The sequence below is a fragment of the Streptomyces sp. NBC_00440 genome (assembly GCF_036014215.1).
GTDB lineage: Bacteria > Actinomycetota > Actinomycetes > Streptomycetales > Streptomycetaceae > Streptomyces.
This window is the reverse complement of sequence record NZ_CP107921.1, coordinates 4,009,591-4,034,985: the sequence shown is the minus strand read 5'-3', so window position 1 is coordinate 4,034,985 and position 25,395 is coordinate 4,009,591. Positions and strand designations below refer to the sequence as shown.

The following is a 25,395-nucleotide window of genomic DNA, read 5'->3' as shown; positions in this document are numbered from 1 at the left end:
CCCGCCCCCGGCTCTTTGCCGGGCTTCCCTCAGGCTTCCCTCGGGTTTCTGCCGGGTTTCTTTCGAGCTTGCTGTGCGGGGCTCTTCCTTCAGCGCCGGCGACGACGTCGGCGCTGAAGGCATTGCTGCGGTGCCTGGTCTGCCGGGTGCGGCAGACGGTGCTTGATCTCAGCTGTGTCCTCGCTGAGATCCGACAGCCGTACGCTCATGGCGCCGACGACGCGGTTCGTGGCGTCGAGCCGTCGGTCCAGCGACTCCAGGCGGTCCGACACGACCTCCAGGCGATCCGACATCCGGGCCAGCACGGGGCCCAGCTCCTGTAGCGCGTGGCCGGCCTCGGTCATCGCGGATTCCAGCTGGGTGACGCGGCGGTCGAGCCCGTCGAAACGGGGGTCCGACGCCGGCGCCCGGTGCTGCTCCTCGGTGTCGAGGAGGTAGCCCCGCACGCGACGGGCGACTTCGCTGTCGCGCAGCAGCATGGCGATGTTGAGGACAGCGCGACGGGTGTGAACCGTGAGGCCCGACCGGGGCTGTGGATAACTCAGGCCGTGCCAGGGCAAGGGGGACAGGTTGTCCCCCTTGAATTCTTCGAGGTCAGCGCCTTGCAGGACGCGCAGTCCGTTTGAGGCGAGCTCCTCACGGTGCCGTTGGGTCACCTTCTTGATGACCTCTGTGGATACGTCGAAGTACCGCGCCACATCCTGCGTACGGAGATGAATCCCGTCCGGCAGCAGTGCGAGCGCCTTGACCTTGTCCAGGACGTCGACGCGCCCCAGATGGTCCGCGCGCAGCGCGCGCGATTCGAGCAGGGCGATTTCGGTTGGCATGGATGAGCCTGCCGTTCATGGTCATTCGTGCATGACAGTGACGGCCCTCTCCCCGGGCTTCAGGGGTGGAGATCCGCTCATCTACGTCACGTACTCAATGACCGGCCCGGCTTCCGCCTCGGGACCGGCACTCCCCGACTTCACGCGCTCTCGTCGCCTCGAACCCCAGTTGCCTCCACGCGCACTGACCAACGACCTGACAGTCGTACAAGTCACGCGCCCGCCCTCACCTGACGGCCTGGACCTTCCTGTCCCGGGCCGCGAACAGGCCCACCACCAGGGCGGCCGCGCACACCCCGAGCACCAGCGCGATCGGCAGGGTCCAACTGCCCGTCGCCTGGTACACGGCGCCGGCCGTGAGCGGGCCGACCGCGGCGAGGAGGTAGCCGATCGTCTGCGCCATCCCGGACAGCCGCGCCGCCGTCTGGGCGTCGCCGGACCGCAGCACGATCAGCGTCAGGGCCAGCCCCACCGCGCCGCCCTGGCCGACACCCAGCACGGCCGACCACAGCCAGGCACCCGACACCGGGGCGATCATCAGGCCCGCGTAGCCGACCGCCACCATCGAGGTGACCAGCACGATCAGCGGGCGCTGACTGCGCATACGGCCGGCCAGCAGCGGTACGCCGAAGGCCCCGGCTACCTGGATCAGGTTGTTGAACGCGAAGATCACGCCCGCTGTCGAGCGGCTCATCCCGTGGTCCGTGAAGATCGTCGGCATCCAGGCGATCAGCACGTACGACCAGAGCGACTGGAGGCCCATGAACAGCGTGACCTGCCAGGCGAGCGCCGAGCGCCAGATGCTCCTGGCCGGTCCCGTGTGCGCCGGCGTGACGCGTACCTCGTGGCCGGTACGGCCGCGGGCGATCAGCACCTGCGGCAGCCATGCCACCGCGGCGACCACGGCCAGCAGCGACCAGAAGGCCAGCGACGCCTGCCAGCTGTTTCCGAACGCCTTCTCCAGCGGGACCGAGGCCGCGGCGCAGAGGGTGGCGCCGCCGATCATCGCGCCGGTGTAGACGGAGGTCATCGACGCGGCCCGGTCCGGGAAGTCCCGCTTGATCAGCCCCGGCATCAGGACGTTCAGCAGGGCTATCGCGGTGCCGGCCAGCACTCCGCCGCCGTACAGGGCGAACACGGACGGCAGGACCCGGACCAGAATGCCGACGCCGAGCAGGATCAGAGCGCACAGCAGAACCACCTCGGTACCGAACCGGCGGGCCAGCCACGGGGCGATCATCGCGCCCACCCCGAGGAACAGCACCGGCACGGAGGTGACCAGGCTCGACGCCGTCGACGAGAGGCCGAACGTGCTGCTGATCTCGCCGATGAGAGGTGACACGCTCGCCAGCGCCGCCCGCATGTTGAGCGAGGCCAGCACGATGCCGATGAAGAGCACCGCGGGGTGGGCGATCAGGGCGCGCCGTGCGGCGGCCCCCTCGCGGGACGGCCGGACGTCGGCCTCGGCGTCGGGAAGCAGTTGATCCAGGTCCGGGCGGGACACGTCAGGCACCTCTCAGCGTTTCTCTTCGTGTGTCGGTGGTGCTGCGGGTGGCAGGGCGGGGCGGGTGGGGCGCCTGGTCAGCGGCCCACCAGTCGGCGGACGACATCCATCGGTACCTGGAGCAGTGCGCGGGCAGCCTGTTCCGCCGCTGCCGGGTCACCGCTCTCGATCGCGTCCACCAGGGCCTCGTGGGCGGTGATGTCGATCGGCGGCATCTGCTGGTCGCCGAGGGCGGCGACCAGGGATTCGTGCATCTGGGTCGAGAAGAAGCGGTAGACCTCGGCGAACGTGGTGTTGTGCGTGGCCTCCACCACCCCCAGGTGGAAGGCGAGGTCGGCGTCGGCCGCCCGGTCGCCGTGCTCGTGGAGGGTGCCGAGGGCTTCGCGCAGCCAGTCGAGGTCCGCCGCGTCTCTGCGGACGGCTGCCAGCCTGGCGGCCTCCGTCTCCAGGGCGACCCGCAGCTCCAGGATGTCCAGCACGCCCGCGTGGCTCATCGTGCGGAGAACGGCGGAGGGGTCGGCGGTGGAGCGTACGAAGGTGCCGTTGCCCTGACGGGACTCCAGGAGCCCGGCGTGCACCAGGACGCGTACCGCCTCGCGGACGGTGTTACGTCCCACGCCGAGCTGCTCGGCGAGGTCGTGCTCGGTGGGAATGCGGTCGCCCACGGACCACTCCCCGTCGGTCAGCTGGTCCCGCAGTTGTTGGACGACGGTGTCCACGAGGGAGTGCCGTCCTGCCGCACGCAGTGCCATCTCGTCGCCCCTTGTTCATTGAGCCTTGTTCATCGAGCCTTGTTCATCGAGCGTGGTATCCGGGTCACCCTGTTGCCCAGTCATCCTACAACTGACCCAAGGGGTCGGAGGTCAACCGGACCAGCCGCCCATGTGTTCTACCGATCACCCGGCCGGTCGGGCACCCGGCCAGCTGGCTACCCGGCCACCCGCTACCCCCGCTACCCGGCCACCGGATCACCCCGCCACCGGATCATCACCCGGCCACCGGTCACCCGCGCCACCCACCGTACGTCCGGGCCAGCCGAACCCCCGGGCGCCCCCCAGCCGTTCAGCCCTGGAGCAGCCGTTCCAGTACCACAGCGATACCGTCGTCCTCGTTGGACGTGGTGACCTCGTCCGCCACGGCCTTCAGGGAGTGATGGGCGTTGGCCATCGCCACCCCGTGCGCCGCCCAGCCGAACATCGGGATGTCGTTGGGCATGTCCCCGAAGGCGATCGTGTCCGCGGCCGTGAGCTTCAGGCGCCGGGCTGCCAGCGACAGGCCCTTCGCCTTGCTCAGCCCGAGCGGCAGGATCTCGACCACGCCCTCACCCGCCATGACCACGTCCACCAGGTTCCCGACGGACTGCCGAGCGATCTCCGCCAGCGCGTCGTCGCTCAGCTCCGGGTGCTGTATGTAGACCTTGTTGATCGGCGCGGACCACAGCTCGTCCCGGTCCTCGAACCGCGCCACGGCCAGCAGACCCTCACTCGTCCGGTAGTCGGCGCTCACCAGCACCTCGCCGTCGAGGCCGTCCTGGCTCACGGCCAGCGCCAGCGGACCGGTCTCCGTCTCGATCTTGGCGAGCGCGACGGCGGCCAGCTTGCGGTCCAGGGTGACGGAGGTGAGCAGCCGGTGTTCACCCGCGTGATAGACCTGCGCCCCCTGCGCACACACCGCGAGGCCCTCGTAACCGAGGCTGTCGAGGATGTGCCGGGTCCATGGAGCCGCCCGGCCCGTGACGATGATGTGCGCCGCCCCCGCCGCCGTCACCGCGGTCAGTGCGGCGCGGGTGCGCTCGGAGACCGAACCGTCGTCACGCAGCAGCGTGCCGTCGAGGTCGGTCGCGATCAACCGGTAGGGCAGAGCGGGGGTCGTCACTTGGACGTGGGCTCCAGAGTCTCTCGTCCGCCGAGGTAGGGCCGCAGCACCGGCGGGACCCGGACCGAGCCGTCGGCGAGCTGGTGGTTCTCCAGGATCGCCACGATGGTGCGCGGTACGGCGCAGAGCGTGCCGTTGAGCGTCGCCAGCGGCTGGACCTTCTTGCCGTCGCGCATCCGGACCGACAGGCGCCGCGCCTGGAAGCCGTCGCAGTTGGACGCCGACGTCAGCTCGCGGTACTTGCCCTGCGTCGGGATCCACGCTTCACAGTCGAACTTCCTGGAGGCCGAAGAGCCCAGGTCGCCGGTCGCCACGTCGATCACCTGGAAGGGCAGCTCAAGGCTGGTCAGCCACTGCTTCTCCCACTCCAGGAGCCGCTGGTGCTCGGCGGCCGCGTCGTCGGGGTGCACGTACGAGAACATCTCGACCTTGTTGAACTGGTGCACCCGGAAAATGCCCCGGGTGTCCTTCCCGTACGTGCCGGCCTCGCGGCGGTAGCAGGGCGAGAACCCCGCGTACCGCAGCGGCAGTTCACCGGCGTCGATGATCTCGTCCATGTGGTACGCGGCGAGCGGGACCTCGGAGGTGCCCACCAGGTAGTAGTCGTCCTTCTCCAGGTGGTAGACGTTCTCGGCTGCCTGGCCGAGGAAGCCGGTGCCCTCCATGGCGCGCGGGCGGACCAGCGCCGGTGTCAGCATCGGGATGAACCCGGCCTCGGTGGCCTGCGCGACCGCCGCGTTGACCAGGGCCAGTTCGAGCAGCGCGCCGATGCCCGTCATGTAGTAGAAGCGCGAGCCCGACACCTTCGCACCGCGCTCCGTGTCGATGGCCCGCAGGGCCTCGCCGAGCTCCAGGTGGTCCTTGGGCTCGAAGCCCTCGGCCGCGAAGTCGCGGATGGTCCCGTGCGTCTCCAGGACGGTGAAGTCCTCCTCGCCGCCGACCGGGACGTCGGGGTGGACCAGGTTGCCGAGCTGGAGCAGCAGGCGCTTGGTCTCCTCGTCGGCCTCGTTCTGCTCGGCGTCGGCCGCCTTGACGGAGGCTGCGAGCTGCCCCGTCTTCTTGAGCAGCTCGGCCTTCTCGTCACCCGAGGCCTTGGGGATCAGCTTGCCGAGCGTCTTCTGCTCGGAGCGGAGTTCGTCGAACCGGAGTCCGGACGACCTGCGCCGCTCGTCGGCGGAGAGCAGGGCGTCGACAAGAGCGACGTCCTCTCCACGGGCGCGCTGGGAGGCGCGAACACGGTCGGGGTCCTCACGGAGCAGGCGAAGGTCAATCACCCCACCAGGCTACCGTTGCCCGCTTCCCGCACTCGACTTGATATTCACTGTGCTGCATCTCCAGTGGTGCTTTGTCCGGATTGCTCCACTATCTATGGAATGGTGGAGCGGGGTGGGATATCCCGGCGGCGGCGCCGTCTGGCCCTCGTCGGCCGGAGGTCAATAAAGGTGACCGATTCCCCGGAACGAAGCATTCCGGGTGAAACCGTTGACTCATTTCCCTTGCGCCGGGCGGGACTTGGGCTCGCTTGTCCACAGGAATCCACAGCCTGGATTAGTTATCCACAGGCTGTGTGGGAAATCTGTGGATGGCGAAGGAGATGGTTCCGAAAGCCCCACGGTCAACCGACTGTTTGCTGGAATTTCCCCTTCAAACCCCCTACGCATCCTCATTCAGGGGGGAATTGATCGCTCTAAAGGGTTGATCGGTAGAATTGGGGTGACAGTGCCCCACCTGCGGAGTTGTGGACGGAAGTGCCGTCACTGGGACGATTTGTCGACCATGTCGACTTGGTCTGTCGACTTGTCCCCAGGTCGAGACGGAGCCTGTGGATAACTTTTCCGGAGTGCGGAAATCGGGACGTACGACGATTACGCGCGGCGATTACGGGGTTCACGTACGCCGACGTCAGGCCCGGGTCGGCCCCCGGGCCGGCCGGGCTCCCGATCGGACCCGGCCGCCTCCCAGCAACCCCCCAGCCCCCCGGGTCAGGCCCGGCCGTCCTCGCTGCGTGCCAGCCAGTCCGACGCCGCCACGAACTCCGCGTCCGATGTGCCGGACCGCAGCGCCCGTACGTCCTGGGCCGTCACCCCGGCCCGCGGGTACGAACCGAGGAACCGCACCTCGGGGCAGCTCCGCTTGAGCCCCATGAGCGCCTCGCCCACCCGGCGGTCCGAGATATGGCCCTCCGCGTCGATGGCGAAGCAGTAGTTGCCGATGCCCTCGCCCGTCGGCCGCGACTGGAGGAGCATCAGGTTGACCCCCCGCACCGCGAACTCCTGAAGGATTTCGAGCAGTGCGCCGGGATGGTCCTCGCGCTGCCAGACGACCACCGACGTCTTGTCGGCGCCGGTCGGTGCCGCGGGCCGGGCGGGGCGCCCCACCAGGACGAAGCGCGTCTCGGCGTTCTGCGCGTCGTGGATCTCGGTGATCAGCGGTTCGAGCCCGTACGTGGCGGCGGCGAACTCACCGGCGAAGGCCGCGTCGTACCGGCCTTCCTGTACGAGCCGTGCGCCGTCCGCATTGGACGCGGACGACTCCCACACGGCCTCCGGGAGGTTGGCCCGCAGCCAGTTCCGTACCTGGGGCTGGGCGACGGGGTGCCCCGTCACCGTCTTCACATCGGACAGCTTCGTGCCGGGCCGCACCAGCAGCGCGAAGGCGATCGGCAGCAGCACCTCGCGGTAGATCATCAGCGGCTCGCCGCCCGACAACTCGTCGAGGGTCGCCGTGACGCCGCCCTCGACGGAGTTCTCGATCGGTACGAGCGCCGCTGCGGCCTCCCCGGTCCGTACCGCGTCGAGCGCGGCCGGTACGGACACCATCGGGACGAGTTCGCGGGTGGCGGCCTCGGGGAGCGTGCGCAGGGCCGCCTCGGTGAACGTGCCTTCGGGGCCCAGATAGGTGAAGCGAGTGGCTGACATACGGTCACCCTAATGGGCCGAACGCCCCGCGTCCGGGGGCGCCGGACAGGAGCGATCGCGTACCGGCCGGTCGGCGCCCGGCCCCGCCTGCCGCCTGCCGATCAGCGTCCGGGTACCGCGTACCGTTCACCGCCGACCGCTCACCGCCCGGCCGCAGGCCTCGTGGTCAGTGGCCTTCGAGGAGGCGCTGGCCCACGTACTCGCCGGGCCCGGCAGCCCCCGGCACCGCGAAGAGTCCGCTGGACTCGTGCCGGATGAACGTGGACAGCGCGTCGCCGCGGTCCAGCTTCCGCTGCACCGGTACGAAGCCCTGTGCCGGATCGGCCTGCCAGCAGACGAAGAGCAGCCCGGCGTCCGGTGTGCCGTCCTGGCCGATTCCGTCGTGGTACGAGAAGGTGCGCCGCAGCAGCGCCGCACCGCCGTTCTGTTCGGGGGCCGAGATCCGGGCATGGGCGTTGTCGGGGATGACGAACTTGCCGTCCGGGCCGACCTTGGTCAGATCCATGGCGGTCGTCTCGGTACCTCCTGTCAGCGGGGCGCCGTCCTTCTTCCGCCGCCCGATGACCTGCTCCTGCTTCCCCAGCGGAAGCCTCTCCCAGTCGTCGAGGAGCATCCGGATCCGGCGTACGACGGCGTACGAGCCGCCCGCCATCCACTCCGGCTGCGCGCCCGCGCCCTTGCCGCCGCCCGCCGGGACGAAGATGCGCCGGCCGAAGTTGCTGTCCGAGGGTTTGGGGTTCCCCGTCCCGTCGATCTGGCCCATCAGATTGCGGACGGTCATCGGCTTGGCGGTCGCGCCGGGCGAGCGGTTGAAACCGTTCATCTGCCAGCGGACCCGGGCCGCCGAACCCGCCTCGTTCTGGAGTGCGCGCAGAGCGTGGAAGGCGACGAGCGGGTCGTCGGCGCCGATCTGCACCCACAGATCGCCGTTGCTGCGCTTGGCGTCCAGGTGGTCGGAGGCGAAGTCCGGCAGCGGGTCGAGCTGGGTGGGGCGCTGCGCGGTCAGTCCCGTACGGCTGAAGAAGGACCGTCCGAAGCCGAAGGTGACCGTGAGGGAGGACGGGCCCGCGTCGAGCGCGATCCCGGTGTCGTCGCCGGTCGGCTCGCCCGCCATCATCCGCTCTGTACTCGCCGACCAGCGGCGCAGCAGCGCCGCGGCCTGGGTGCGGCCGGCGCCGGCCGCCAGGTCGAAGGCGATCAGATACCCGGTGGACTGGGCGGGTGTGGTGATGCCCGCCTGGTGCGCGGCCCCGGTGGAACCGCCGCTCTTCCCCGAGCTGTGGAAGGCCACCTCGGTCGAGCCGACAGTCGTCAGCGCGGTCGCCGGAGCCGCCTCGGTCGCCGCGTGCGCCGCTGCTCCGCCGGCTGCGCCCACCACGAGGCCGCCTGCGCCCACAGCGCCCGCGGTCCCGAGCAGCCGCCTCCTGGAGATGTCGTTCATTGCTGGTCAGCCGATCTCCACCGTCTTGTTCACGGTGGTCTCGTCGATGTCGGAGGTCCGCACGGTCACTGCGATGTCCCACTTGCCCGCCATCGGGATCTGGACGCCGTCCGCGCTCCAGTGTCCGGTGAACAGGTGGTCGGGGACGACGGGCAGCGGCCCGATCTTCTTCGCCTTGAGGGTGAGGGCGATCCTCACCTCGGGGACGTCGTACGGCTTGCCTGCCGGGTTGTTCACGAAGAGGTGCAGTTCGTTGTCGCCGCTGCGGCCCGGAGTGAGTTCGAGGGCCGCTGTCCCCTTGCCCTTGGGGCCGCCCGTGTCGAACGGGAGCGTGATGTCGACCGGCCCCGAAGGCACCGCCGCCGCGGCGGACGAGGAGGCGCCCCGTCCGGCCTCCTCCTCGGTCCTGCCCGGCTCGGTGGTCGTCAGGACCGTCGTCACGGCGAGCAGCGCCACGGCGACCACGGTCTCGGCGAGCACCGACTTCCGGAGCCCGGTGCGGTGCGGGTCGGCGTCCCGTACCCGCCTCTCGCGCACCACGGTCCTGGCGGCCTGCTGCCGGGCGAGCTGGGCGGCGCGCTGCGGATCGGCGGGGACAGTGACCTGTTCCTGTTCCTGTTCCTGTTCTTGGTCCTGTTCTTGTTCCTGCGCTGCGGTGCCGGTAGCGCCGCCCTCGGCAGCGTCAACAGCCTCACCCACAGCCGTCTCCGAGAGCCGCGCCGTCCAGCGCCGCGAGAAGAACGCGATGCAGACGACCACCGCGACGAGCCCCACCTTCACCATGAGCAGCTGCCCGTACCCCGTACCGAACAGCGCGTGCCAGGAGCCGACCTGCCGCCACGACTGGTAGAGGCCGGTCGCCGCCAGGGTGCAGACAGCTGTGAAGGCGATACGGGAGAACCGCTGCACAGCGGCGCGTTCGATGGACGGAGTACGGAACAGGGCGACGAGCAGCGCGGCAAGACCGCCGAGCCAGACGGCGACCGCGAGCAGGTGCACGATGTCGACCGGCATCGCGATCCCGGGCTGGAGGCCGACCGACGCGTGCTCGGTGAGCGCCCAGGTGGCGGCGATCCCGGCGGCGACGACGGTCCCCCCGAGGCCCAGACCGAAGGCGAGGTCCTTCCGCTCCTTCGCCGCTTCCGGCTCCGTGGAGGCCGTGCGCCGGGCGTACGCCCCGAAGAGGACGGCGATGAAGACCGCGGAAGCGCCGAGCAGCAGCAGCCTGGAGACGAGTGCGGCGCCGGGTTTGGTCTGGAGCACGCCCTTGAGCGCGCTCAGGTCGAAGACGTCCGCGAGGTGCCCGGAGCCGGTGTACGGGGCCCTGAGCAGCAGCAGGACGAGGGTGGCAGCGGTCAGCGTCAGCCAGCCGCGTACGACGAGCCGCTGCAACGGCCGTTCGTTCGCCCCGCGCTGCCAGCAGGCGACGACGAAGGCGGCGCCGCCGACCAGGACGATGAATCCGGCGTACGAGGCATAGCGCGCGGCGCCGTAGAGGACGCCGACGAGTCCGCCGCCGACGTTCTCGCCGGTGGCGGAGACCGTGGTCCTGGACGGGGCGCCGATCGAGAAGGTGAAGGCTCCCGACACGGGGTGGCTGTCGGCGGAGATGGCCTGCCAGGCGACGGTGTACGTGCCCTTCGCGAGGCCGGGGCGCAGGTCGACACCGTAGGTGACGGTGCTGCCCTTGGAGAGGTTGCGGAGTCTGGCGGTGTCGGAGCGCTTGCCCTTCGGGTCGAGGACGCGGATGGACTTGTTGTCCATGGCGACCTGTTCGGAGAAGGTGAGCGCGACGTCCGCCGGAGCCTTGGCGACCACCGTTCCGGCTTTCGGATTGCTTCCGAGCAGCGCGGCGTGCGCGGAGGCGGGGGCGGCCGCGGCGAACAGCGCGCCGAGGACCGCCGCCGCGACGAGCAGCAGCCGGGTGAGCGGAAGACCGGAGCGCGGTGGGGCGGTGGTCGCCGTCATGGTGTGTCAGCTCCTCAACTGTGCTGCGGGTTGTAGGTGGGCTGCTTGACGGGGAGTTCGGCCTTGAGCACGCCGCCCTTCGCGAAGTGCAGTTCCACGGCCACCTTCTGGCCACGCTTGGGCTGCTTCTTGAGGTGCATGAACATGAGGTGGTTGCCGCCGCGCTCCAGATCCAGTTCGCCGTGGGCGGGGACCGGGAGCGACTTCACGGCGAGCATCTGCTGGTTCTTGGTGGTGTGCATGGTGACGTCGTCGGAGAGTGTGCTGGTGACGGACGTGAGCCGGTCCGCGGTGGCACCGCTGTTGGTCACGGTCACGAACCCCGCGGCCATCCCGCTGCCGCCGACCGGCTCGGGCATGAAGGACTCGGTGACCTTCAGCTCGGGCTTGCCGCCGGCCCGGATGTCGGCCGAGCCGGAACCCGACCCCGAGCCGGAACCGGACCCCGACCCCGAGCCGGACGAGGAACACCCGGCCAGCGCCAGGGCCGCAGCGGCGGCTATGGCGCAGACGGCGGTCGCCCGCGTGCCCCGGCTCACGGCTTCTCACCCTTGACGATCTTCGGGAGATCCTTCGTGTAGTCCTTGACGGTGGTGTCCTCGCCGTACAGGAGGTAACCCTTGTCCGTCTTCGGCGAGAAGGCGATGACCTGCGCCCCGTGCATCGAGACGATCGTGCCGTCCTTCTCCTTCTTGGTCGGGGAGATGCCGATCCCGATCGAGCGGGCGCCCGCCTGGATCGTCTTGAAGTTGCCGGTGAGCCCGATGAACGACGGGTCCTGCGCCTTCAGCCACTTGCCGAGCTCGGACGGGGTGTCGCGGCCCGGGTCGGTGGTGACGAAGACGACCTGGAGCTTCTTCTGCTCGTCCTTGGGCAGGGCCTTCTTGGCCACGGCGATGTTGCCCATGGTCAGCGGGCAGATGTCGGGGCAGTGCGTGTAGCCGAAGTAGATCAGCGTCGGCTTGCCCTTCGTCTCCTTGCGGAAGTCGAACTTCTTGCCGTGCGTGTCCGTGAGGACGAAGTCCGGCTTCGTGAACGGGGTGTCGAGCACCGTCGCTGCCTGCGTCTTCTGCCCACCGGAGACATCGGCCACCGGGTTCTTGCCGCCGCTGCCGCTGCTGCCGCTGTCGGTGCTGCAGGCCGCGAGGGAGAAGGCGGCCGCCACCGCGAGGGCGGCGGCCGTCAGCGACTTCTTGTATGTGCTGCGTGTCGTGCTGTGCATGGAGGAACGTCCCAAGTGCTGTGGGTGGTAGGGGCCCGTCAGGCGGTACGGCGGCGGCCGGCGAGGACACCGAAGGCGACGCCCGCGATGCCGATGACGATGCCGATGACCCCGAGGATCCTGGCGGTGTTGTCACTGCCGTCCGAAGACGAGGCGGTGGCAGTCTTGGCGGGCGTGCCGCTGTCGCCCGATGCGGATGTATCGCCGGACGCGCTGCCCGGTGTGGCGCCGGCCGTGTCGGCGGCCGGGGTCAGCTTGAGCACGGGCGCCGGGTTCTGCGGCTCGTCGGCGCCCGGCTTCTGCTCCTCGATCCAGCGCACGACCTCCTTGTCGGAGTACGTCTGCAGAGCCTTGAAGGTCAACTGATCGGTGTTGGTGGGCAGCTGGCCGACGGAGAGCGGGAACTGCTCGAACTGTCCGGGCGCGATCTTCCCGCCGGTCCAGGTGACCTTGGTGACGGCCTTGTCGATCTGCTTGCCCTCGATGGTCAGCGGCTTGGCCAGCTTCGACGTGGTGACGTCGACCTTCCAGCCCGGCACGGGCTCCGGCATCACGGACGCGAGCGGGTGGTCGGTCGGGAAGTTGACCTCAAGCTTGGTGGTCGACGCGTTGTCACGCTCGTTGGGAACCTTGAACGCGATCGTCGCGTAACCGCCCTTGGCCGCGTCGCCCTGCGGCTGGACGGTGACGTGCGCGAAGGCCGTACCCGACAGCGCCAGGACGGACGCGGCGGCGATGCCACCGACCACGGCGATACGGCGGGTGCGCCCCGGGCGGCGGCCGGCGCCCTGAAGGCCGGCGCCCTCATGGCCGGTGCCCTCACGGGTGTTGCCCAGCAGGTCGGCGTTTAGCGGGTTGATGCTCATACGGAACACACTCCACGGTGCGGAAGGAAGGGTGGCAGCCCGCGCGCCGGTGCGCGCGGACAGCACGGCACCCGCTCCCGTCGCTTCTCGCGTGGGGAGGTGCCGCGTCAGGCTGCGAACGCGTATATGACGGGCGGACCGCGCCTGATCACCGTGTGCTGGAGTGCTTCGCCCGCCGTCCACAAGGGCGCGGGGAGAGGTGCGTACCCGGCGCGCGGCCCATGGGCGGGTGCTCCCGGAAGCCCGGCACGCAAGGCGCGTACCAGCGCGAGCGCGGCGCGCAGATTGCGTACGAGCGCCCCCTCGGCGACACCGTGCGACTGCCGGGTCAGCCGGAACAGGGCGATCTCGCCGCGTCGCAGCACCCAGCCGGTCGCCAGGGCCGCCAGCAGATGGCCGAGCACCATGGGAAGGCTCGGCAGCATGAAGAGGCACGTCGAGGCCGTGGCGCCCGCCATGTGATGCGGTGCGGCCTGGGCGGCACTCGTCGACGGGTCGATGCCCGCCGCGCTGACGATGCTGTGGGCCTTGGCCGCGCTCAGCGGGGCAGCCCCGGCGCCGCAGACGAGCTTCCCCGCGAGCTGAACCACCGCGGAAGTGTTGCCGGCGGGCCCGCCCGTACCGCCCGTCGCGGCGGTCGTGCCCATGGCGCCCATCATCATGGCGCCGTGCTGGCCGAGCCCGAACAGGGTGTGCAGTGCGAGCTGGCCCGCGGTCAGTGCCGCGGCGATGCCGGGCAGCGAGCGCTCCCGCCCGGCGAAGGGCGCGGCCACGACGAACAGCCCGGCGAACCCGAGGACCAGCGGCCGCCACGGGACGGCCGCACCGGAGGCCAGTGCGTGTCCCACCCCGGCCAGCACGACGCAGACCGCGGTGAAGACCGCGGTCCTCAGGAGCCGTGGAACGACTCCGGCGCGTACGGCTGAGGTAAGCATGGCCGGGCCATCATCGCACTGGGCCCGGGGCCCGCATACGGCAGGTCCGGAAGGTCCGCATCCGTCCCGGTGAGCCGCCCGCACGCGGTTCGAGTTCCCGCGAAACGTCTGCCACAGGCGCCCGCGGTACACCTGCGCACGGGGTATGCGCGTCCGCCGAATGAGCGGTATCACGTCAACTGCGTGCTTACGCCCCCCGTACCGCGGCAATACGTAACCGTAATGTCGAGCCGCAGCCAGGAGGCTGGAGCATGAGCATCTGGTGGTCTCTGCATTTGCGGCGCGAAGCCGCGAGCGTTCCGCTCGCCCGCCGTCTTCTGCTCGGTGCCATGGAGACCGCGGGCGTTGACCCCGACATCTCCTTCGATCTGTCGCTCGCACTCAGCGAGGCCTGTGCGAACGCGGTGGAGCACGGCGGAACCGGAGGGCCGGGCGCCACTTCTCCGGGGTACCGGGTGACGGCGTTCCTGGACGGTGAGCGGTGCCGGATCGAGGTCACCGACTCCGGTCCGGGCTTTCCCGTCCGGCAGAAGCGCCGCACCGCGCCGCAGAACGTGCTGGCACATCCGACGGCGCCGCCCTGCGCCGAGAGCGGCCGCGGCCTGGGTCTGATCGCGGAACTCTCCGACCACGCCGACTTCCGTAACCGGCCGGGCCGTGGCGCGATGGTGCGCTTCGACAAGGTCTTGAAATGGCGCGAGGACGCGCTGCTCAGGGCGTCGTGACTGTACTGCCCTCAACGGCGGTACTGCCCTGAACGGCGCGCCCCCTGCTCTCGCGGGCTTACCGGGTTCTGCGGGTGCGGCCGGTCCGGCCGGTTCTGCCGGGAAGGTCAGCCCTGCTTGACCGAGGCCATCCACGCCTCGACCTCGTCCGCCTGGCGCGGCAGCCCCGCGGACAGGTTCCGGTTGCCGTCGGCGGTGACGAGGATGTCGTCCTCGATCCGGACCCCGATGCCGCGGTACTCCTCGGGCACCGTCAGGTCGTCCGCCTGGAAGTACAGACCGGGCTCGACCGTGAGGCACATGCCGGGCTCCAGCGTGCCGTTGACGTACGCCTCGGTGCGCGCGGCCGCGCAGTCGTGGACGTCGAGGCCGAGCATGTGACCGGTGCCGTGCAGGGTCCAGCGGCGCTGGAGACCCAGTTCGAGCACCCGCTCCACGGGTCCCTCGACGAGGCCCCACTCGACGAGCTTCTCGGTGAGTACGCGCTGGGACGCGTCGTGGAAGTCGCGGTAGGCGGCGCCGGGCTTGACGGCGGCGATACCGGCTTCCTGGGCCTCGTACACCGCGTCGTAGATCTTGCGCTGGAGCGCGTTGAAGCGGCCGTCGATGGGGAGCGTGCGGGTCACGTCGGCCGTGTAGAGGGAGTGCGTCTCCACACCAGCGTCCAGCAGCAGCAGCTCGCCGGAGCGTACGTCGCCGTCGTTGCGCACCCAGTGGAGGGTGGTCGCGTGCGGTCCTGCGGCGCAGATCGAGCCATAGCCGATGTCGTTGCCCTCGACGCGGGCGCGCAGGAAGAAGGTGCCCTCGATGTAGCGCTCGGAGGTGGCCTCGGCCTTGTCGAGGATCTTCACGACATCCTCGAAGCCGTGCACCGTCGCGTCGACGGCCTTCTGCAGCTCGCCGATCTCAAAGTCGTCCTTCACCGCGCGGGCCTCGGAGAGGTGGACGCGCAGCTCTTCGTCGCGCTCGGCGGTGACCTTGTCGGTCAGCGCCGACTCGATGCCCGCGTCGTAACCGCGGACGGCGCGGACCGGCCCGGTGGCCGCGGTCAGCGCGGCGGGCAGCTCGCGGACGTCCTTCGCCGGGATCCCGAGCAGCTGCTCGGCCTCGGCGAGCGAGTGCCTGCGGCCGACCCACAGCTCGCCCTGGCCGCTCAGCCAGAACTCGCCGTTCTCACGGTCGGAGCGGGGCAGCAGGTAGATCGTGGCGGTGTGCCCGCCGCCCGCGGCCGGTTCGAGTACCAGGACGCCGTCCTGCGTCTGGTCGCCGGTGAGGTACGCGTACTCGCTCGCGGCACGGAAGGCGTACTCGGTGTCGTTGGAGCGGGTCTTGAGACGGCCCGCCGGGACCACCAGGCGCTCACCCGGGAAGCGCGCGGAGAGCGCGGCGCGGCGGGCGGCGGTGTGTGCTGCCTGGGCGATCGGCTCCAGGCCGTGCAGCTCGGTGTCGGCCCAGCCGGACTTCATGTTCTCGGCGAGCTCGTCGGACACGGCCGGGTAGAGGCCGTTCTTCCGCGGCTTGACGGCCTCCGCTGCCGGGGTCTCCAGGGATTCCGGGGTCTCGGTCTCCGGGGTCTCCGGTGTGAGCTCCTCAGACACGTTTCTGTCTCCTCGATACGACGCTGGGCCCCTTGATACGACGCAGGCCCCCTCCATCGTACGGGTGTACGGAAGGGGGCACAGTGCCGAAAGGCCTCTTACCCGGACTGCCCTGCACCTGAGGGGGGATCAGTCGAAACGGGCGGCCAGAATCACCACGTCCTCGGCGCATTCCTGCTGGTCGAGGCCTTCGGGCAGCAGGGTTCGCAGGACGTGGTCCGCGATCGCGGCGGGGTCGTCGCGCAGCGGCCGGGGCAGGTTCGCCGCCACCGAGTGGAGCCGGGCGAACGCACGGTCCGTGGAGTCCCCGGTGCGGCGCAGCAGCCCGTCGGTGCAGAGCAGAACCGTCTCTCCTGGCGCAGGTGAGAACTCCACACTCGGCGCTTCCCAGCAGGAGAGCATCCCCAGCGGCGCCGACAGCGAGGTCTCGATGAACTCGGTGCGCCGGTCGCCGATGATCAGCGGCGGGGTGTGGCCGGCGCCGGCCAGCACGATCTTGCGCTGTGCCGGTTCGCAGTAGGCGAAGAGCGCGGTCGCCGAGCGGGCGGGTTCGGTGAGCCGCAGCAGCAGTTCGAGGTCGGAGAGGACCGCGACCGGGTCCTCGCCCTCCATGACGGCGTACGCCCGCAGCCCGGCCCGCAGCCGTCCCATCGCGGCGGTGGCACCGGGGCCCGAGCCGGTGACCGATCCGACGGTGAGGCCGAGCGCGCCGTCGGCCAGCGGCAGCGCGTCGTACCAGTCGCCGCCGCCGCGCGGTCCGGTGCGGTGGCAGGCGGCGAGCTGCACTCCGGGCACCCTGGGCAGCCGGCGGGGCAGCAGTTCGTCGGTGAGGGTGGTCACCCGGGCGCGGGCTCGGGTCAGTTCGACCAGCCGGGCCAGGTGCTCGCTCGCGTACCGGGTGTAGAGGCCGACGAGACGGCGGTGGCGTTCCACGGGTTCGGCGGGTTCGTCGTAGAGCCAGACGGCCGCGCCGAGCGGCCCGGCCGTCGCGGCCGACAGCGGGACGGCGTAGCTGGCGGCGTAGCCGAGGCGGGTGGCGACCTCGCGGTGGCGCGGGTCGAGTTGCTTGTCGCCGAGGATGTCGGGGGTGGCGACACCGTCGACGGGGGCGGTGTCGGCGCCGCCCTCGCCACGGCCGCCTGTGCTGCTCTGCGCGGTGTTCCCGGTGCTGCCTGTGCTGTTCTGCGCGCGGCTCTCGCCACTGTTGCCCGTGCTGTTCTGTGTGCTGCTCCCGGTGTCGTGCTCCGTGCTGTTCTTCGCGCCGGAGCGCGCGCCGGGGGGCGTGCCCGTACTGCCGGCTTCGAGGATGCGTCCGTACGCGGTGAGGCTGCGAGGAACCGTTTCGATGTGGCCGAGTTCGGCGTGGGTGAGTCCGAGTCCGACGGTGCGGGCGGGGCAGGGGCCGTACGCCGCTGCGCCCTGCGCCGAGGTGCCCGCGGGCTCCAGTACGACCAGGCCGCGCCGGGCACCCACCAGGGAGGCGCCCGCCCGCAGGAACTCCTGGAGCGCGTCGTCCAGGGTGTTGGTGGCGGCCAGCCGTTCGGTGAGTTCGTGCAGCGTGGTGAGGTCGAAGACCCAGCCGGCCAGCCGGTCCTGGATGAGGGCGCCGGGGGCGGCGGCGGGAACGGGGGCGGGGAGTGGTGCGGCAGTGTGCGCGGGGGCCGGAACTGTGGAGTCGATTCCAGCCACTTTCGGCAGGTGAGGTGCGCTCATGGCAGCCGGCTTTCTGACTGGTGTGTTTCGCTCAATAGCATCGCAAACCCCCATACCATTCTGCGTAGCTATCAATGGATCCACATGTACACGCAGAAGCGAGGAGATGTCCAGCATTGTCCCCTTGGGGCCCCTGGTGTCCACGGGAGGAAACTGTCTCCCTCCAGTAGATAACCAACTTGGCCGGAAAGTGCCCCCCTGTGCGGCTATTTGATGTCGACTGAGGTCGTTCGGCAGAGCGTCACACCGACTGCGGTGGGTACGTAACCGGTGATGACCAGGGGCAGTTGACACGGCCCCGGAACCTGGCGGCAGGCCTGGGCGTCTAAACCGCTGTGGGTCACGCCCCAACCCCGAACGGCGGGGTTCGCGCAAGCGGCACAGTGACACAGCGATTCAGCGGCACGGCGATTCTCCGGCACAGCGCACAGCACAGACAGCAAGCACAGACAGCACGGGACAAGTACGCGCCACGCACGCGCCACTCCTGGCCATGCTTGAGCAGTGAACTCGGACCAGCTCCGCCCTGCCGGTCATCAACACCGCAGGCCAGCAGCGTGTGTACGTACAGCGACGCGACATATCCATGGCGCGATGCGGACCTCGGCGTTCAACGGAAAGGAACGAGCGCTCATGCGCGAGATCCTCGGAAGGCGACGCGGACTCCGGTTCCGGCGCAGCGGGAGGCACGCCCAGCTCGATGCGGCGCTGACCTGCGCAACCGGCTGGCAGTGGCCCGTCGTTCCCGGCGTGGGGCACACCGCCTCCGCCGGCCGGGAGCGCAGCTGCGGCTGCCCCGACCCCGAGTGCGTCGTACCCGGCGCACACCCCTTCGACCCAGGGCTGCTCACGGCGACCACGGACGAGCGCATGGTGCGCTGGTGGTGGACCAGCCGTCCCGACGCCCCGGTGATCATGGCGACGGGCGGCCGCGCGCCGTGCGCGCTCAGCCTGCCCGCCGTCGCGGGTGCACGCGCGCTGGTGGCGCTCGACCGGATGGACATGCGGATCGGACCGGTCGTGGCGACGCCCACACGCTGGTCGCTGCTGGTCGCCCCGTACTCACTGGAACGGCTCGGCGAACTGCTGCACGCCAAGGACTGGGTACCCAGCTCGCTGCGGTTCCACGGCGAGGGTGGCTATCTGGTGCTGCCGCCGTCCGAGACGGGCAAGGGCCCGGTCTGGTGGGAGCGGGCTCCTTCCCCGGCCGCACGGCCGCTGCCGGGCGCGGGAGGCTCAGCCGGCGCTCGCGGTATTGCGGCGGCACCCTGGCTACCGGATGTCGAAGCGGTGGTGGACGCGCTGGTCGAGGCGAGCACCGGCGCTCCCGGCGGCGGCAGCAAGCTCGCCTACTGACGGCCGGCCCGCCTGCTGCTGACGGCCGAGCGGCACCCGGATGCGTACACACCGTGAGGGTGCCGGACGGCCGGACCGTGCGTCGGGTCGCGCGGCCGGCTCCGTGGACGGGACTCGCGCCCTGCGGGAACCGGCGTGCGGGACGCGCAGGGAGTACGAGGGCCGGCGGCTTGTGTCGCGGGGGCGGACGGTGCCGGGGCGGCGCGCTGCGCCTGTGCTCCGGAAGCAACTCCGCGCCCCCTGCCGGGCATTGACAACCCGGGCATGGAAGGGCCCGGCCGTTGGCGACGGGGGATGCACCAACGACCGGGCTACTAGAACGGTAACAAGAGATCGGCGGTTCGCAAATTCGATCTCATGTATTCGGACAGCGACTTACCCGCGCGTACGGGCAGTTGTGACTGGAGTCACCTGCTGTTCCGTCCGGGTCGTCACTCTCAGCTGAGCGTCACCTGGCGGTTGGTGAGACCGCCGCGGGCCCGGCGCTCCTCCGGAGTGAGCGGAGCGTCGGCGGCCAGAGCCTCGGCGAGCCGCTCCGCGAACTCGGCCGCGGGCTTCTCGCACTCCTCGGCGTTCATCGCGCTCGGCAGGTCCCAGACCGGCACCGTGAGCCCGTGCGCCCGGAAGGAGCCGACCAGCCTGGTGCCGACGCCGAGCGATGAGGTGCCCGCGGCATGCAGCCGGGCCAGGGCGTCCAGGAGCTGCTCCTCGGGGTGGAGCATCACCCAGCGCAGATGGTTCTTGTCGGGGGTCTCGCACCAGTAGGCGGAGTCCACCGATGCGAGCTTCACGGTGGGGATGACCGCCTCGTTCGCGCGCTCCAGCGAGGCGGAGACCTCCGGGGTGGCGTTCTCCGAGTCGGGCACCCAGAACTCGAACCCGGGGTGCACCACCGGCGCGAAGGGGGCGCCCGGGTCCAACAGGTCCTGGAGCCGGGGCCCGTCGGGTGCGGCCTGCTTACCGGCGACCGGCGTGCCGGGCTCGGCGGTCAGGGCCCGCTGGAGGGTGTCGGCCAGGTCGCGGCTGAGGTCGCCGGACGGGGTGTCGTTCTGCAGGCCGACCAGGACGGAGCCGTCGTCACGCCGCAGCGCGGGCCAGGCCATCGGCAGGACGGTCGCGAGCGTCACGGACGGCACACCGTCGGGCAGCCCGCCCTTGAGGGTGAGTTCCACGGTCGCCGCGGGCACCAGCTCGCGCAGCGCGACCCAGTCGCCCTCACCGGGCAGCCCCTCGAAGGGGCGCTGGACCAGCTCGGCCACGGCGTGCGCTGCGGCCCGGCCGTGGCAGGCCTTGTAGCGGCGGCCGGAGCCGCAGGGGCAGGGCTCACGGGCCCCGACCACGGGGACATGCTCAGCGGCGCCTGCGGAGCGGGCCCCGTTGGTTCCGTGAGGGGCCTTCGTCTGAGGACGCTTCTTCGCCATGGTGCGGCTCTCTCCCGACTGCGCTGGTCCTGTGTGTGGCGCGAGCCTATGGGATGTCCGCCCGTTCGTGCGGGGGCTCACGGAGACCGGACCGCAGCTCCCCACCCGTCCGGTACCGGATCAGTCGACTCCGTCGAAGACGTCCGGGACCGAGACATCAGGGAAGTCGGCGACCTCGGCGAATTCCGGGAAGCCCGCGACGGCCGACACGGCCGGGGCGGCCGGCGCCGGGAAATCCGGCCCACCGGCGGGCCCGGCGGCGGTGAAGTCCTCGCGGCGCGCCTCGGTGACGAGCACCCAGACGGTCACTTCGCCCGACGCGTTGTCCCGTACGCCCCACTCCTGGGCCAGCGCACTGATGATGTTGAGCCCGCGGCCGCCCCGTGCCGTGACCGATGGAGTGGCCGGAACCGGTCGGGTCGGACCGCCCCCGTCCGTCACTTCCACGGTCAGTCTGCCTGCCTTGTCCACGCGCCAAGCAGCCCGTACGTCGCCGTCGCCGATCTCCGTCCGGCCCAGCGGCCTGCCATGCCGGCAGGCGTTGCTGAGCAGTTCGGAAAGGATCAGTACGGCGTCGTCGACGACCGAGTCGGACACCCCGGTCCTGCGCAGCTGATCACGCATCCGGTGTCTCGCTTCACCCACGCCCGCAGGGCCATGGGGTACGGCCATGCTCGACGACGCGGGCACTTCCTGTGCCACCACCAACGCCACCCCCGAGACCTCCTTTGCCCCCACGCCACCGATTGGATGCCCCGGGTTACTGGACCGGAAACCGGCCAAAGGGGGCCCGGTGACGCACTCAACATGCTCGAATACGAACCGAACGCGCCGGTGCACTCCCTGTGACCGCATTAATAGGGATTGAACTGGATTGAAAGGGACTAATCGGTCTCAGGTTGCTAATCAGGACTAAGTGGGGCTAAGGGCGGCCCAGTTGGGACAGGACCTGCTTCGGGCGGTTGGTGATGATCGCGTCCACTCCCAGCTCGGCGCAGAGCGCGACGTCCTCGGGCTCGTTCACGGTCCACACATGCACCTGGTGCCCGGCCCGGTGCAGCCGCTCGATGTAGCCGGGGTGGTTGCGCACGATCCGCATGCCGGGGCCGGCGATCCCGGCACCGGCGGGCAGCCGGCCGTCGCGCAGCCGCGGCGAGAGGAACTGCAGCAGATAGACGGTGGGGATGGCGGGCGCGGCGGCGGCGATCCGGTGCAGCGAACGGGCCGAGAAGCTCATGATCCGCACCGGCGACGAGTCACCCTGCGACGGCGAGTCCAGACCGAAACGGGCCAGCGCCGCGAGCAGCTTCTCCTCCACCTGGCCGGCCCACCGGGTGGGGTGCTTGGTCTCGATGGCCAGCTCCACCCGGCGGCCCGAGTCGTGGACCAGCTCCAGGAGCCGGTCCAGGGTGAGTACGGACGTACTCTCCCGGTCCCAGTCCGGGGACTCCTGCGGGTCCTTCCAGTCCCGCCAGGACCCGAAGTCGAGGGTGGCCAGATCGGACAGTTCCAGAGTGGAGACCGCGCCGCGGCCGTCGGATGTGCGGTTCACCCGGCGGTCGTGCACACAGACGAGATGGCCGTCGGCGGTGAGCCGTACATCGCATTCGAGGGCGTCGGCGCCGTCCTCGATGGCACGCGTGTACGCGGCGAGGGTGTGCTCGGGGGCGTCCTCGGATGCCCCTCGGTGAGCGACGACCTGGATGCTGTGCTGTCGTACGTGGGTCACCGCGTCATGGTGCCACCGTGGCGGGGTAGGAGGACGCAGAAGGGCGCGGGCAGGTGTGTGAAGGTGCGGGCTTCTCACCCCTCTCATCCTTCTCATCCGAAATAAAGGATGTGCGGGGAGCGGGCGGGGAGAAGTTCAGTGGGACGACCGAGCAGGACAACCCCGTAGTACGACCCCGCAGGACATCGCAGTAGGACAACGCAGCAGGACAACCCACTGAGAAGACGAAGACGCACAGCTCCCGTTTACAGTGCCCCGACGTGCTGTGGGAAAAGCTGTCCGCAGACACTTGCACAGCGGGACTCTGACCGAGACGACGTGGAACCGAGGAGAAAGAGCTGTGAGCACCGAGAACGAGGGCACCGAGGGCACGGCGGCCGAGACCGCACCACCCGCCCCGTCCGCACCTCCCGTACCGGTTGCCGCTCCTGAGGGCACGCCCGCTTCCGCCACCGAAGCCACTGCGCAGCTCCCTGGGCCGGTGCCCGCCGGCGCGCCCGAGCCCGTCCGGGCCGCGGACGCCGGCTGGCCTCCGCCGCCGCCGTCAGTTCCTGCGTACGGGGGCGGCGGCAACGGCGGATACGGGGAGGGCGGCGGCCCCGTATGGGGTGCGCCCGTACCGGCTCCGCCCGCCGCGCCGAAGAAGCGCGCGGGCGGTCTGATCGCTGCGGTGGTCGTCGCGGCGCTGGTCGCGGGCGGTATCGGCGGCGGCATCGGGTACTTCGCCGCCGAGCACAGCGACAACGCGACGGGCTCGACGACCGTGTCGGCACCCGGCAAGGCGCAGGACGTCAAGCGCTCCCCGAACACCGTGGCGGGGATCGCTGCCAAGGCGCTTCCGAGCGTGGTGACCATAGAGGCCAAGAGCGGCAACGGCGACGGCGGCACGGGCACCGGCTTCATCTATGACACCCAGGGCCACATCCTCACCAACAACCACGTGGTGGCGGAGGCGGCCGACGGGGGCACCCTGACGGCGACGTTCTCCAACGGCAAGAAGTACGACGCCGAGGTGGTCGGCCGGGCGCAGGGTTACGACGTGGCCGTCGTCAAGCTCAAGAACGCCCCCTCCGGGCTGACCCCGCTGGAGCTCGGCAACTCGGACCAGGTGGCGGTTGGCGACTCGACCATCGCGATCGGTGCGCCGTTCGGCCTGTCCAACACGGTGACGACCGGCATCATCAGCGCCAAGAACCGCCCGGTCGCCTCGGGCGACGGCTCGGGCAGCAAGGCCTCGTACATGAGCGCCCTGCAGACCGACGCCTCGATCAACCCGGGCAACTCGGGCGGCCCGCTGCTCGACGACCGCGGGGCGGTCATCGGCATCAACTCGGCCATCCAGTCGGCCAGCAGCGGCAGCCTCGGCGGTGACTCGCAGGCCGGCTCGATCGGCCTGGGCTTCGCCATCCCGATCAGCCAGGCGAAGAACGTCGCCCAGCAGCTGATCAAGACCGGCCAGCCGGTGTACCCGGTGATCGGCGCCACGGTCGCCATGGACGAGCAGGGCAACGGCGCCAAGATCTCCGACCAGGGCGCGAGCGGCACGGCCTCGGTCGTGGCCAACGGCCCGGCGGCCAAGGCCGGCCTCAAGCCCGGTGACGTGATCACCAAGCTGGACGGCACGGCGATCGACAGCGGCCCGACCCTGATCGGCACGATCTGGACGCACAAGCCGGGCGACAAGGTCCAGCTCACCTACAAGCGCGACGGCAAGGAGCACACGGTCGAGGTCACCCTGGGCCAGCGCAAGGGCGACAGCTGACGCGCTAGTCTGTTTCCCGCATCACCCCGGCGGGGTGGTGCGGGGTGGGTTGCCCGAGCGGCCTAAGGGAACGGTCTTGAAAACCGTCGTGGCGAGAGTCACCGTGGGTTCAAATCCCACACCCACCGCAGCAGGTCAGAGAACGTGCTGATCAGAGAAGGGGCGCCCCCGTTCGCGGGGGCGCCCCTTCCGTGTGACCGCTGTCCGGCCGTCAGGGTGCGTGCGGGCCGGAGATCTGCGGGGCCTTCCGGTGCGAAGGCGCCGGGTGGGGCGTGCGGAAGGTGAACGCCTCGGCGCTCTCGCCGTGTTCGCGCAACAGCGCGATGCGGTCCATCGCCTCGGTGACGGTGGGCCGGTGGCCGGCCGGGACCCACCACATGGCCTGATGGTGCTCGGACATCCGCTCGAACCACTCCCGGCGGCGGCTCAGCAGCCGCAGGTGGTCGCTGCGGTAGATGAACTCCTTGAGGGCCTCGACGGACTCCCAGACCGAGCAGTTGATCAGCAGCATGTCGTCATGCCCGTCCGGCCGCAGGCTCGTCGAGTCCGCGCCGTCGTCGTCGACCAGCCGCCAGATGAAGCCGTCGGCGTTGTCGGCCAGTGCGTTGATCTCGGGGAGCTGGGCCACGAAGTCGGCCAGGACGGGCCCGTCGAGCGGGCCGACGATACGTCCGACATTGACCTGGGCCAGCTGAAAGGTCGTCATGACGACAGCATGGCGGTCCCGGCCTTCTATCGTCAAGCTTTATTAGTTTTAGAAGTGAGGGCGACACAGCACCCCTCCGGAACCGGGTCCATCGCGGCTGTCCAGCCCTCGCCGCCGGCGCAGCCGGGAAGCAGGCCCTCGATGTAAGCCAGGTTCATCCCACAAGTGAGCGCCGGGAATTCGTCCGCCAAGGCGTGGAACGGGCAGTTGTTCAGGCGGACGGTCGTCCCGTCCAGGTAGGGCTCGTAACCGCGCGAGCGCAGCACCGCCACGGGATCGCCCTCCACCGCGACGGGACCGTCCCCGTCGACCGGAACCTCCGCGGCGCCGGCCGCCCGCGCAGCCGACTGCAACTCGCGGTCCAGCCCGGCACCGTCGACCACCGCGGCGAGCAGCCGGCCCGCGGAGCCGTACGAACGGGGCGGCAGCGACACCGCCCGCTCGCCCGGCGCTCGCAGGTACAGCTTCGACGGGCGGCCGGCGCCCGGTCCGGCGCGCCCGGACAGCCGCCGGTAGGTGACGGCCAGCAGCCCGGCCTCGACCAGCTTGTCCAGGTGGAAGGCGGCGAGGGAGCGGGAGATCCCGGCCGCCTCGGCTGCCGCGTCGCGGCCGATCGCGTCCGGCGTCGCGACCACGTACCGGTACAGCCTGCGTCGCACCGGCTCCGCCAGCGCGCCCACGGCTTCCAGGACCTCGTCCTCGCCGGCGTCGCTGTGTTCGTTCTCGCCCTTGCTGCTCACGTCGCGAGTCTAGGGTGACGCCCGGTTCGCGCCGCCCGGCCGCCGGTCCGTGCGTGAACCGGGCGCGCGCCTCCCCTCTGCGCCGGCGC

General features: G+C 70.5%; 22 protein-coding genes and 1 tRNA gene. 4 read left to right on the top strand and 19 right to left on the bottom strand.

The features are described 5' to 3' along the window. Window positions 1–89: 89 nt before the first annotated feature. The 12 genes from OHB13_RS18210 to OHB13_RS18155 form a co-directional block, all read right to left on the bottom strand. Window positions 90–827: a hypothetical protein gene (locus OHB13_RS18210; protein WP_328377817.1), complete on the bottom strand. Its 738-nt coding sequence runs from the start codon at window positions 825–827 to the stop codon at window positions 90–92. Between the two features lie 226 nt (window positions 828–1,053). Next, entirely contained in the window at window positions 1,054–2,331 is a 1,278-nt protein-coding gene (locus tag OHB13_RS18205) for a CynX/NimT family MFS transporter (protein WP_328377816.1), read from the bottom strand. A 77-nt stretch (window positions 2,332–2,408) separates the two neighbouring features. Next, window positions 2,409–3,083 (bottom strand): FadR/GntR family transcriptional regulator, encoded by a 675-nt coding sequence (locus tag OHB13_RS18200; RefSeq protein WP_266855290.1) that lies wholly within the window; start codon window positions 3,081–3,083, stop codon window positions 2,409–2,411. Window positions 3,084–3,393: 310 nt separating this feature from the next. Further along, the gene (locus tag OHB13_RS18195) at window positions 3,394–4,206 is read right to left on the bottom strand and encodes an HAD family hydrolase (protein WP_328377815.1); all 813 of its coding nucleotides are present in this window, start codon (window positions 4,204–4,206) and stop codon (window positions 3,394–3,396) included. Further along, window positions 4,203–5,480: a serine--tRNA ligase gene (gene serS, locus OHB13_RS18190; protein WP_266855292.1), complete on the bottom strand. Its 1,278-nt coding sequence runs from the start codon at window positions 5,478–5,480 to the stop codon at window positions 4,203–4,205. The genes OHB13_RS18195 and serS overlap by 4 nt, the downstream gene beginning before the upstream one ends. Before the next feature lie 708 nt (window positions 5,481–6,188). Then, window positions 6,189–7,124 (bottom strand): prephenate dehydratase, encoded by a 936-nt coding sequence (gene pheA, locus OHB13_RS18185; protein WP_328377814.1) that lies wholly within the window; start codon window positions 7,122–7,124, stop codon window positions 6,189–6,191. Between the two features lie 166 nt (window positions 7,125–7,290). Next, window positions 7,291–8,565, bottom strand: a complete 1,275-nt coding sequence (efeB, locus tag OHB13_RS18180; protein WP_328377813.1) for an iron uptake transporter deferrochelatase/peroxidase subunit — start codon at window positions 8,563–8,565, stop codon at window positions 7,291–7,293. 6 nt (window positions 8,566–8,571) lie between these two features. Then, the gene (locus OHB13_RS18175) at window positions 8,572–10,533 is read right to left on the bottom strand and encodes a copper resistance CopC/CopD family protein (RefSeq protein WP_328377812.1); all 1,962 of its coding nucleotides are present in this window, start codon (window positions 10,531–10,533) and stop codon (window positions 8,572–8,574) included. Window positions 10,534–10,547: 14 nt separating this feature from the next. After that, the gene (locus tag OHB13_RS18170; protein ID WP_328377811.1) at window positions 10,548–11,072 is read right to left on the bottom strand and encodes a copper chaperone PCu(A)C; all 525 of its coding nucleotides are present in this window, start codon (window positions 11,070–11,072) and stop codon (window positions 10,548–10,550) included. Continuing rightward, entirely contained in the window at window positions 11,069–11,755 is a 687-nt protein-coding gene (locus OHB13_RS18165; protein WP_328377810.1) for an SCO family protein, read from the bottom strand. Before OHB13_RS18165 ends, OHB13_RS18170 begins: the two co-directional genes overlap by 4 nt. 38 nt (window positions 11,756–11,793) lie before the next feature. Beyond that, window positions 11,794–12,621, bottom strand: a complete 828-nt coding sequence (locus tag OHB13_RS18160; protein ID WP_328377809.1) for a YcnI family copper-binding membrane protein — start codon at window positions 12,619–12,621, stop codon at window positions 11,794–11,796. A 107-nt stretch (window positions 12,622–12,728) separates the two neighbouring features. Beyond that, complete coding sequence (locus tag OHB13_RS18155; protein WP_328377808.1) at window positions 12,729–13,556, bottom strand: hypothetical protein; 828 nt, start codon at window positions 13,554–13,556, stop codon at window positions 12,729–12,731. 251 nt (window positions 13,557–13,807) lie between these two features. Between OHB13_RS18155 and OHB13_RS18150 the strand changes: the two genes are divergently transcribed. Next, on the top strand, window positions 13,808–14,281 hold the full coding sequence (locus OHB13_RS18150) for an ATP-binding protein (RefSeq protein ID WP_328377807.1): 474 nt from the start codon (window positions 13,808–13,810) through the stop codon (window positions 14,279–14,281). 107 nt (window positions 14,282–14,388) lie between these two features. Here OHB13_RS18150 and OHB13_RS18145 read toward each other — a convergent pair whose 3' ends face one another. Together OHB13_RS18145 and OHB13_RS18140 are read right to left on the bottom strand one after the other, a co-directional pair. Then, on the bottom strand, window positions 14,389–15,879 hold the full coding sequence (locus OHB13_RS18145) for an aminopeptidase P family protein (RefSeq protein ID WP_266855301.1): 1,491 nt from the start codon (window positions 15,877–15,879) through the stop codon (window positions 14,389–14,391). A 129-nt stretch (window positions 15,880–16,008) separates the two neighbouring features. After that, the gene (locus OHB13_RS18140) at window positions 16,009–17,709 is read right to left on the bottom strand and encodes a PP2C family protein-serine/threonine phosphatase (RefSeq protein WP_328380323.1); all 1,701 of its coding nucleotides are present in this window, start codon (window positions 17,707–17,709) and stop codon (window positions 16,009–16,011) included. A gap of 516 nt (window positions 17,710–18,225) precedes the next feature. On the opposite strand from OHB13_RS18140, the gene OHB13_RS18135 reads away from it, so the two are divergent. Further along, a complete protein-coding gene (locus OHB13_RS18135) occupies window positions 18,226–18,948 on the top strand; it encodes a bifunctional DNA primase/polymerase (RefSeq protein ID WP_328377806.1) in 723 nt (240 codons plus the stop codon). Window positions 18,949–19,385: 437 nt separating this feature from the next. Here the strand turns inward: OHB13_RS18135 and OHB13_RS18130 are convergent, their stop codons facing one another. From OHB13_RS18130 to OHB13_RS18120, 3 genes are all read right to left on the bottom strand, one after another. Continuing rightward, window positions 19,386–20,369 (bottom strand): DUF5926 family protein, encoded by a 984-nt coding sequence (locus tag OHB13_RS18130; protein WP_328377805.1) that lies wholly within the window; start codon window positions 20,367–20,369, stop codon window positions 19,386–19,388. Window positions 20,370–20,489: 120 nt separating this feature from the next. After that, the gene (locus OHB13_RS18125; protein ID WP_266860905.1) at window positions 20,490–21,083 is read right to left on the bottom strand and encodes an ATP-binding protein; all 594 of its coding nucleotides are present in this window, start codon (window positions 21,081–21,083) and stop codon (window positions 20,490–20,492) included. 208 nt (window positions 21,084–21,291) lie between these two features. Beyond that, window positions 21,292–22,098: a glycerophosphodiester phosphodiesterase gene (locus OHB13_RS18120; RefSeq protein WP_328377804.1), complete on the bottom strand. Its 807-nt coding sequence runs from the start codon at window positions 22,096–22,098 to the stop codon at window positions 21,292–21,294. Between the two features lie 340 nt (window positions 22,099–22,438). On the opposite strand from OHB13_RS18120, the gene OHB13_RS18115 reads away from it, so the two are divergent. Next, window positions 22,439–23,860 carry a S1C family serine protease gene (locus OHB13_RS18115; protein WP_266855305.1) on the top strand — a complete coding sequence of 474 codons (1,422 nt, stop codon included), beginning with the start codon at window positions 22,439–22,441 and terminating at the stop codon, window positions 23,858–23,860. Between the two features lie 43 nt (window positions 23,861–23,903). Then, window positions 23,904–23,988: transfer RNA gene (locus OHB13_RS18110), tRNA-Ser, on the top strand. A gap of 83 nt (window positions 23,989–24,071) precedes the next feature. On the opposite strand, the gene OHB13_RS18105 is transcribed toward OHB13_RS18110, so the two are convergent. Both OHB13_RS18105 and OHB13_RS18100 read right to left on the bottom strand, forming a co-directional pair. Continuing rightward, window positions 24,072–24,566, bottom strand: a complete 495-nt coding sequence (locus OHB13_RS18105; protein WP_328377803.1) for a DUF3291 domain-containing protein — start codon at window positions 24,564–24,566, stop codon at window positions 24,072–24,074. Between the two features lie 32 nt (window positions 24,567–24,598). Next, window positions 24,599–25,306: a helix-turn-helix transcriptional regulator gene (locus OHB13_RS18100; RefSeq protein ID WP_266855307.1), complete on the bottom strand. Its 708-nt coding sequence runs from the start codon at window positions 25,304–25,306 to the stop codon at window positions 24,599–24,601. Between the last annotated feature and the right edge of the window lie 89 nt (window positions 25,307–25,395).

Coding starts and splice junctions, on each gene's coding strand:
- OHB13_RS18135 (WP_328377806.1), top strand. CDS start 18,226: ATGCGCGAGATCCTCGGAAGGCGACGCGGACTCCGGTTCCGGCGCAGC.
- OHB13_RS18140 (WP_328380323.1), bottom strand. CDS start 17,709: ATGCTGGACATCTCCTCGCTTCTGCGTGTACATGTGGATCCATTGATA.
- OHB13_RS18165 (WP_328377810.1), bottom strand. CDS start 11,755: ATGCACAGCACGACACGCAGCACATACAAGAAGTCGCTGACGGCCGCC.
- OHB13_RS18155 (WP_328377808.1), bottom strand. CDS start 13,556: ATGCTTACCTCAGCCGTACGCGCCGGAGTCGTTCCACGGCTCCTGAGG.
- OHB13_RS18210 (WP_328377817.1), bottom strand. CDS start 827: ATGCCAACCGAAATCGCCCTGCTCGAATCGCGCGCGCTGCGCGCGGAC.
- OHB13_RS18130 (WP_328377805.1), bottom strand. CDS start 20,369: ATGGCGAAGAAGCGTCCTCAGACGAAGGCCCCTCACGGAACCAACGGG.
- OHB13_RS18200 (WP_266855290.1), bottom strand. CDS start 3,083: ATGGCACTGCGTGCGGCAGGACGGCACTCCCTCGTGGACACCGTCGTC.
- OHB13_RS18160 (WP_328377809.1), bottom strand. CDS start 12,621: ATGAGCATCAACCCGCTAAACGCCGACCTGCTGGGCAACACCCGTGAG.
- OHB13_RS18175 (WP_328377812.1), bottom strand. CDS start 10,533: ATGACGGCGACCACCGCCCCACCGCGCTCCGGTCTTCCGCTCACCCGG.
- OHB13_RS18105 (WP_328377803.1), bottom strand. CDS start 24,566: ATGACGACCTTTCAGCTGGCCCAGGTCAATGTCGGACGTATCGTCGGC.
- pheA (WP_328377814.1), bottom strand. CDS start 7,124: ATGTCAGCCACTCGCTTCACCTATCTGGGCCCCGAAGGCACGTTCACC.
- OHB13_RS18150 (WP_328377807.1), top strand. CDS start 13,808: ATGAGCATCTGGTGGTCTCTGCATTTGCGGCGCGAAGCCGCGAGCGTT.
- efeB (WP_328377813.1), bottom strand. CDS start 8,565: ATGAACGACATCTCCAGGAGGCGGCTGCTCGGGACCGCGGGCGCTGTG.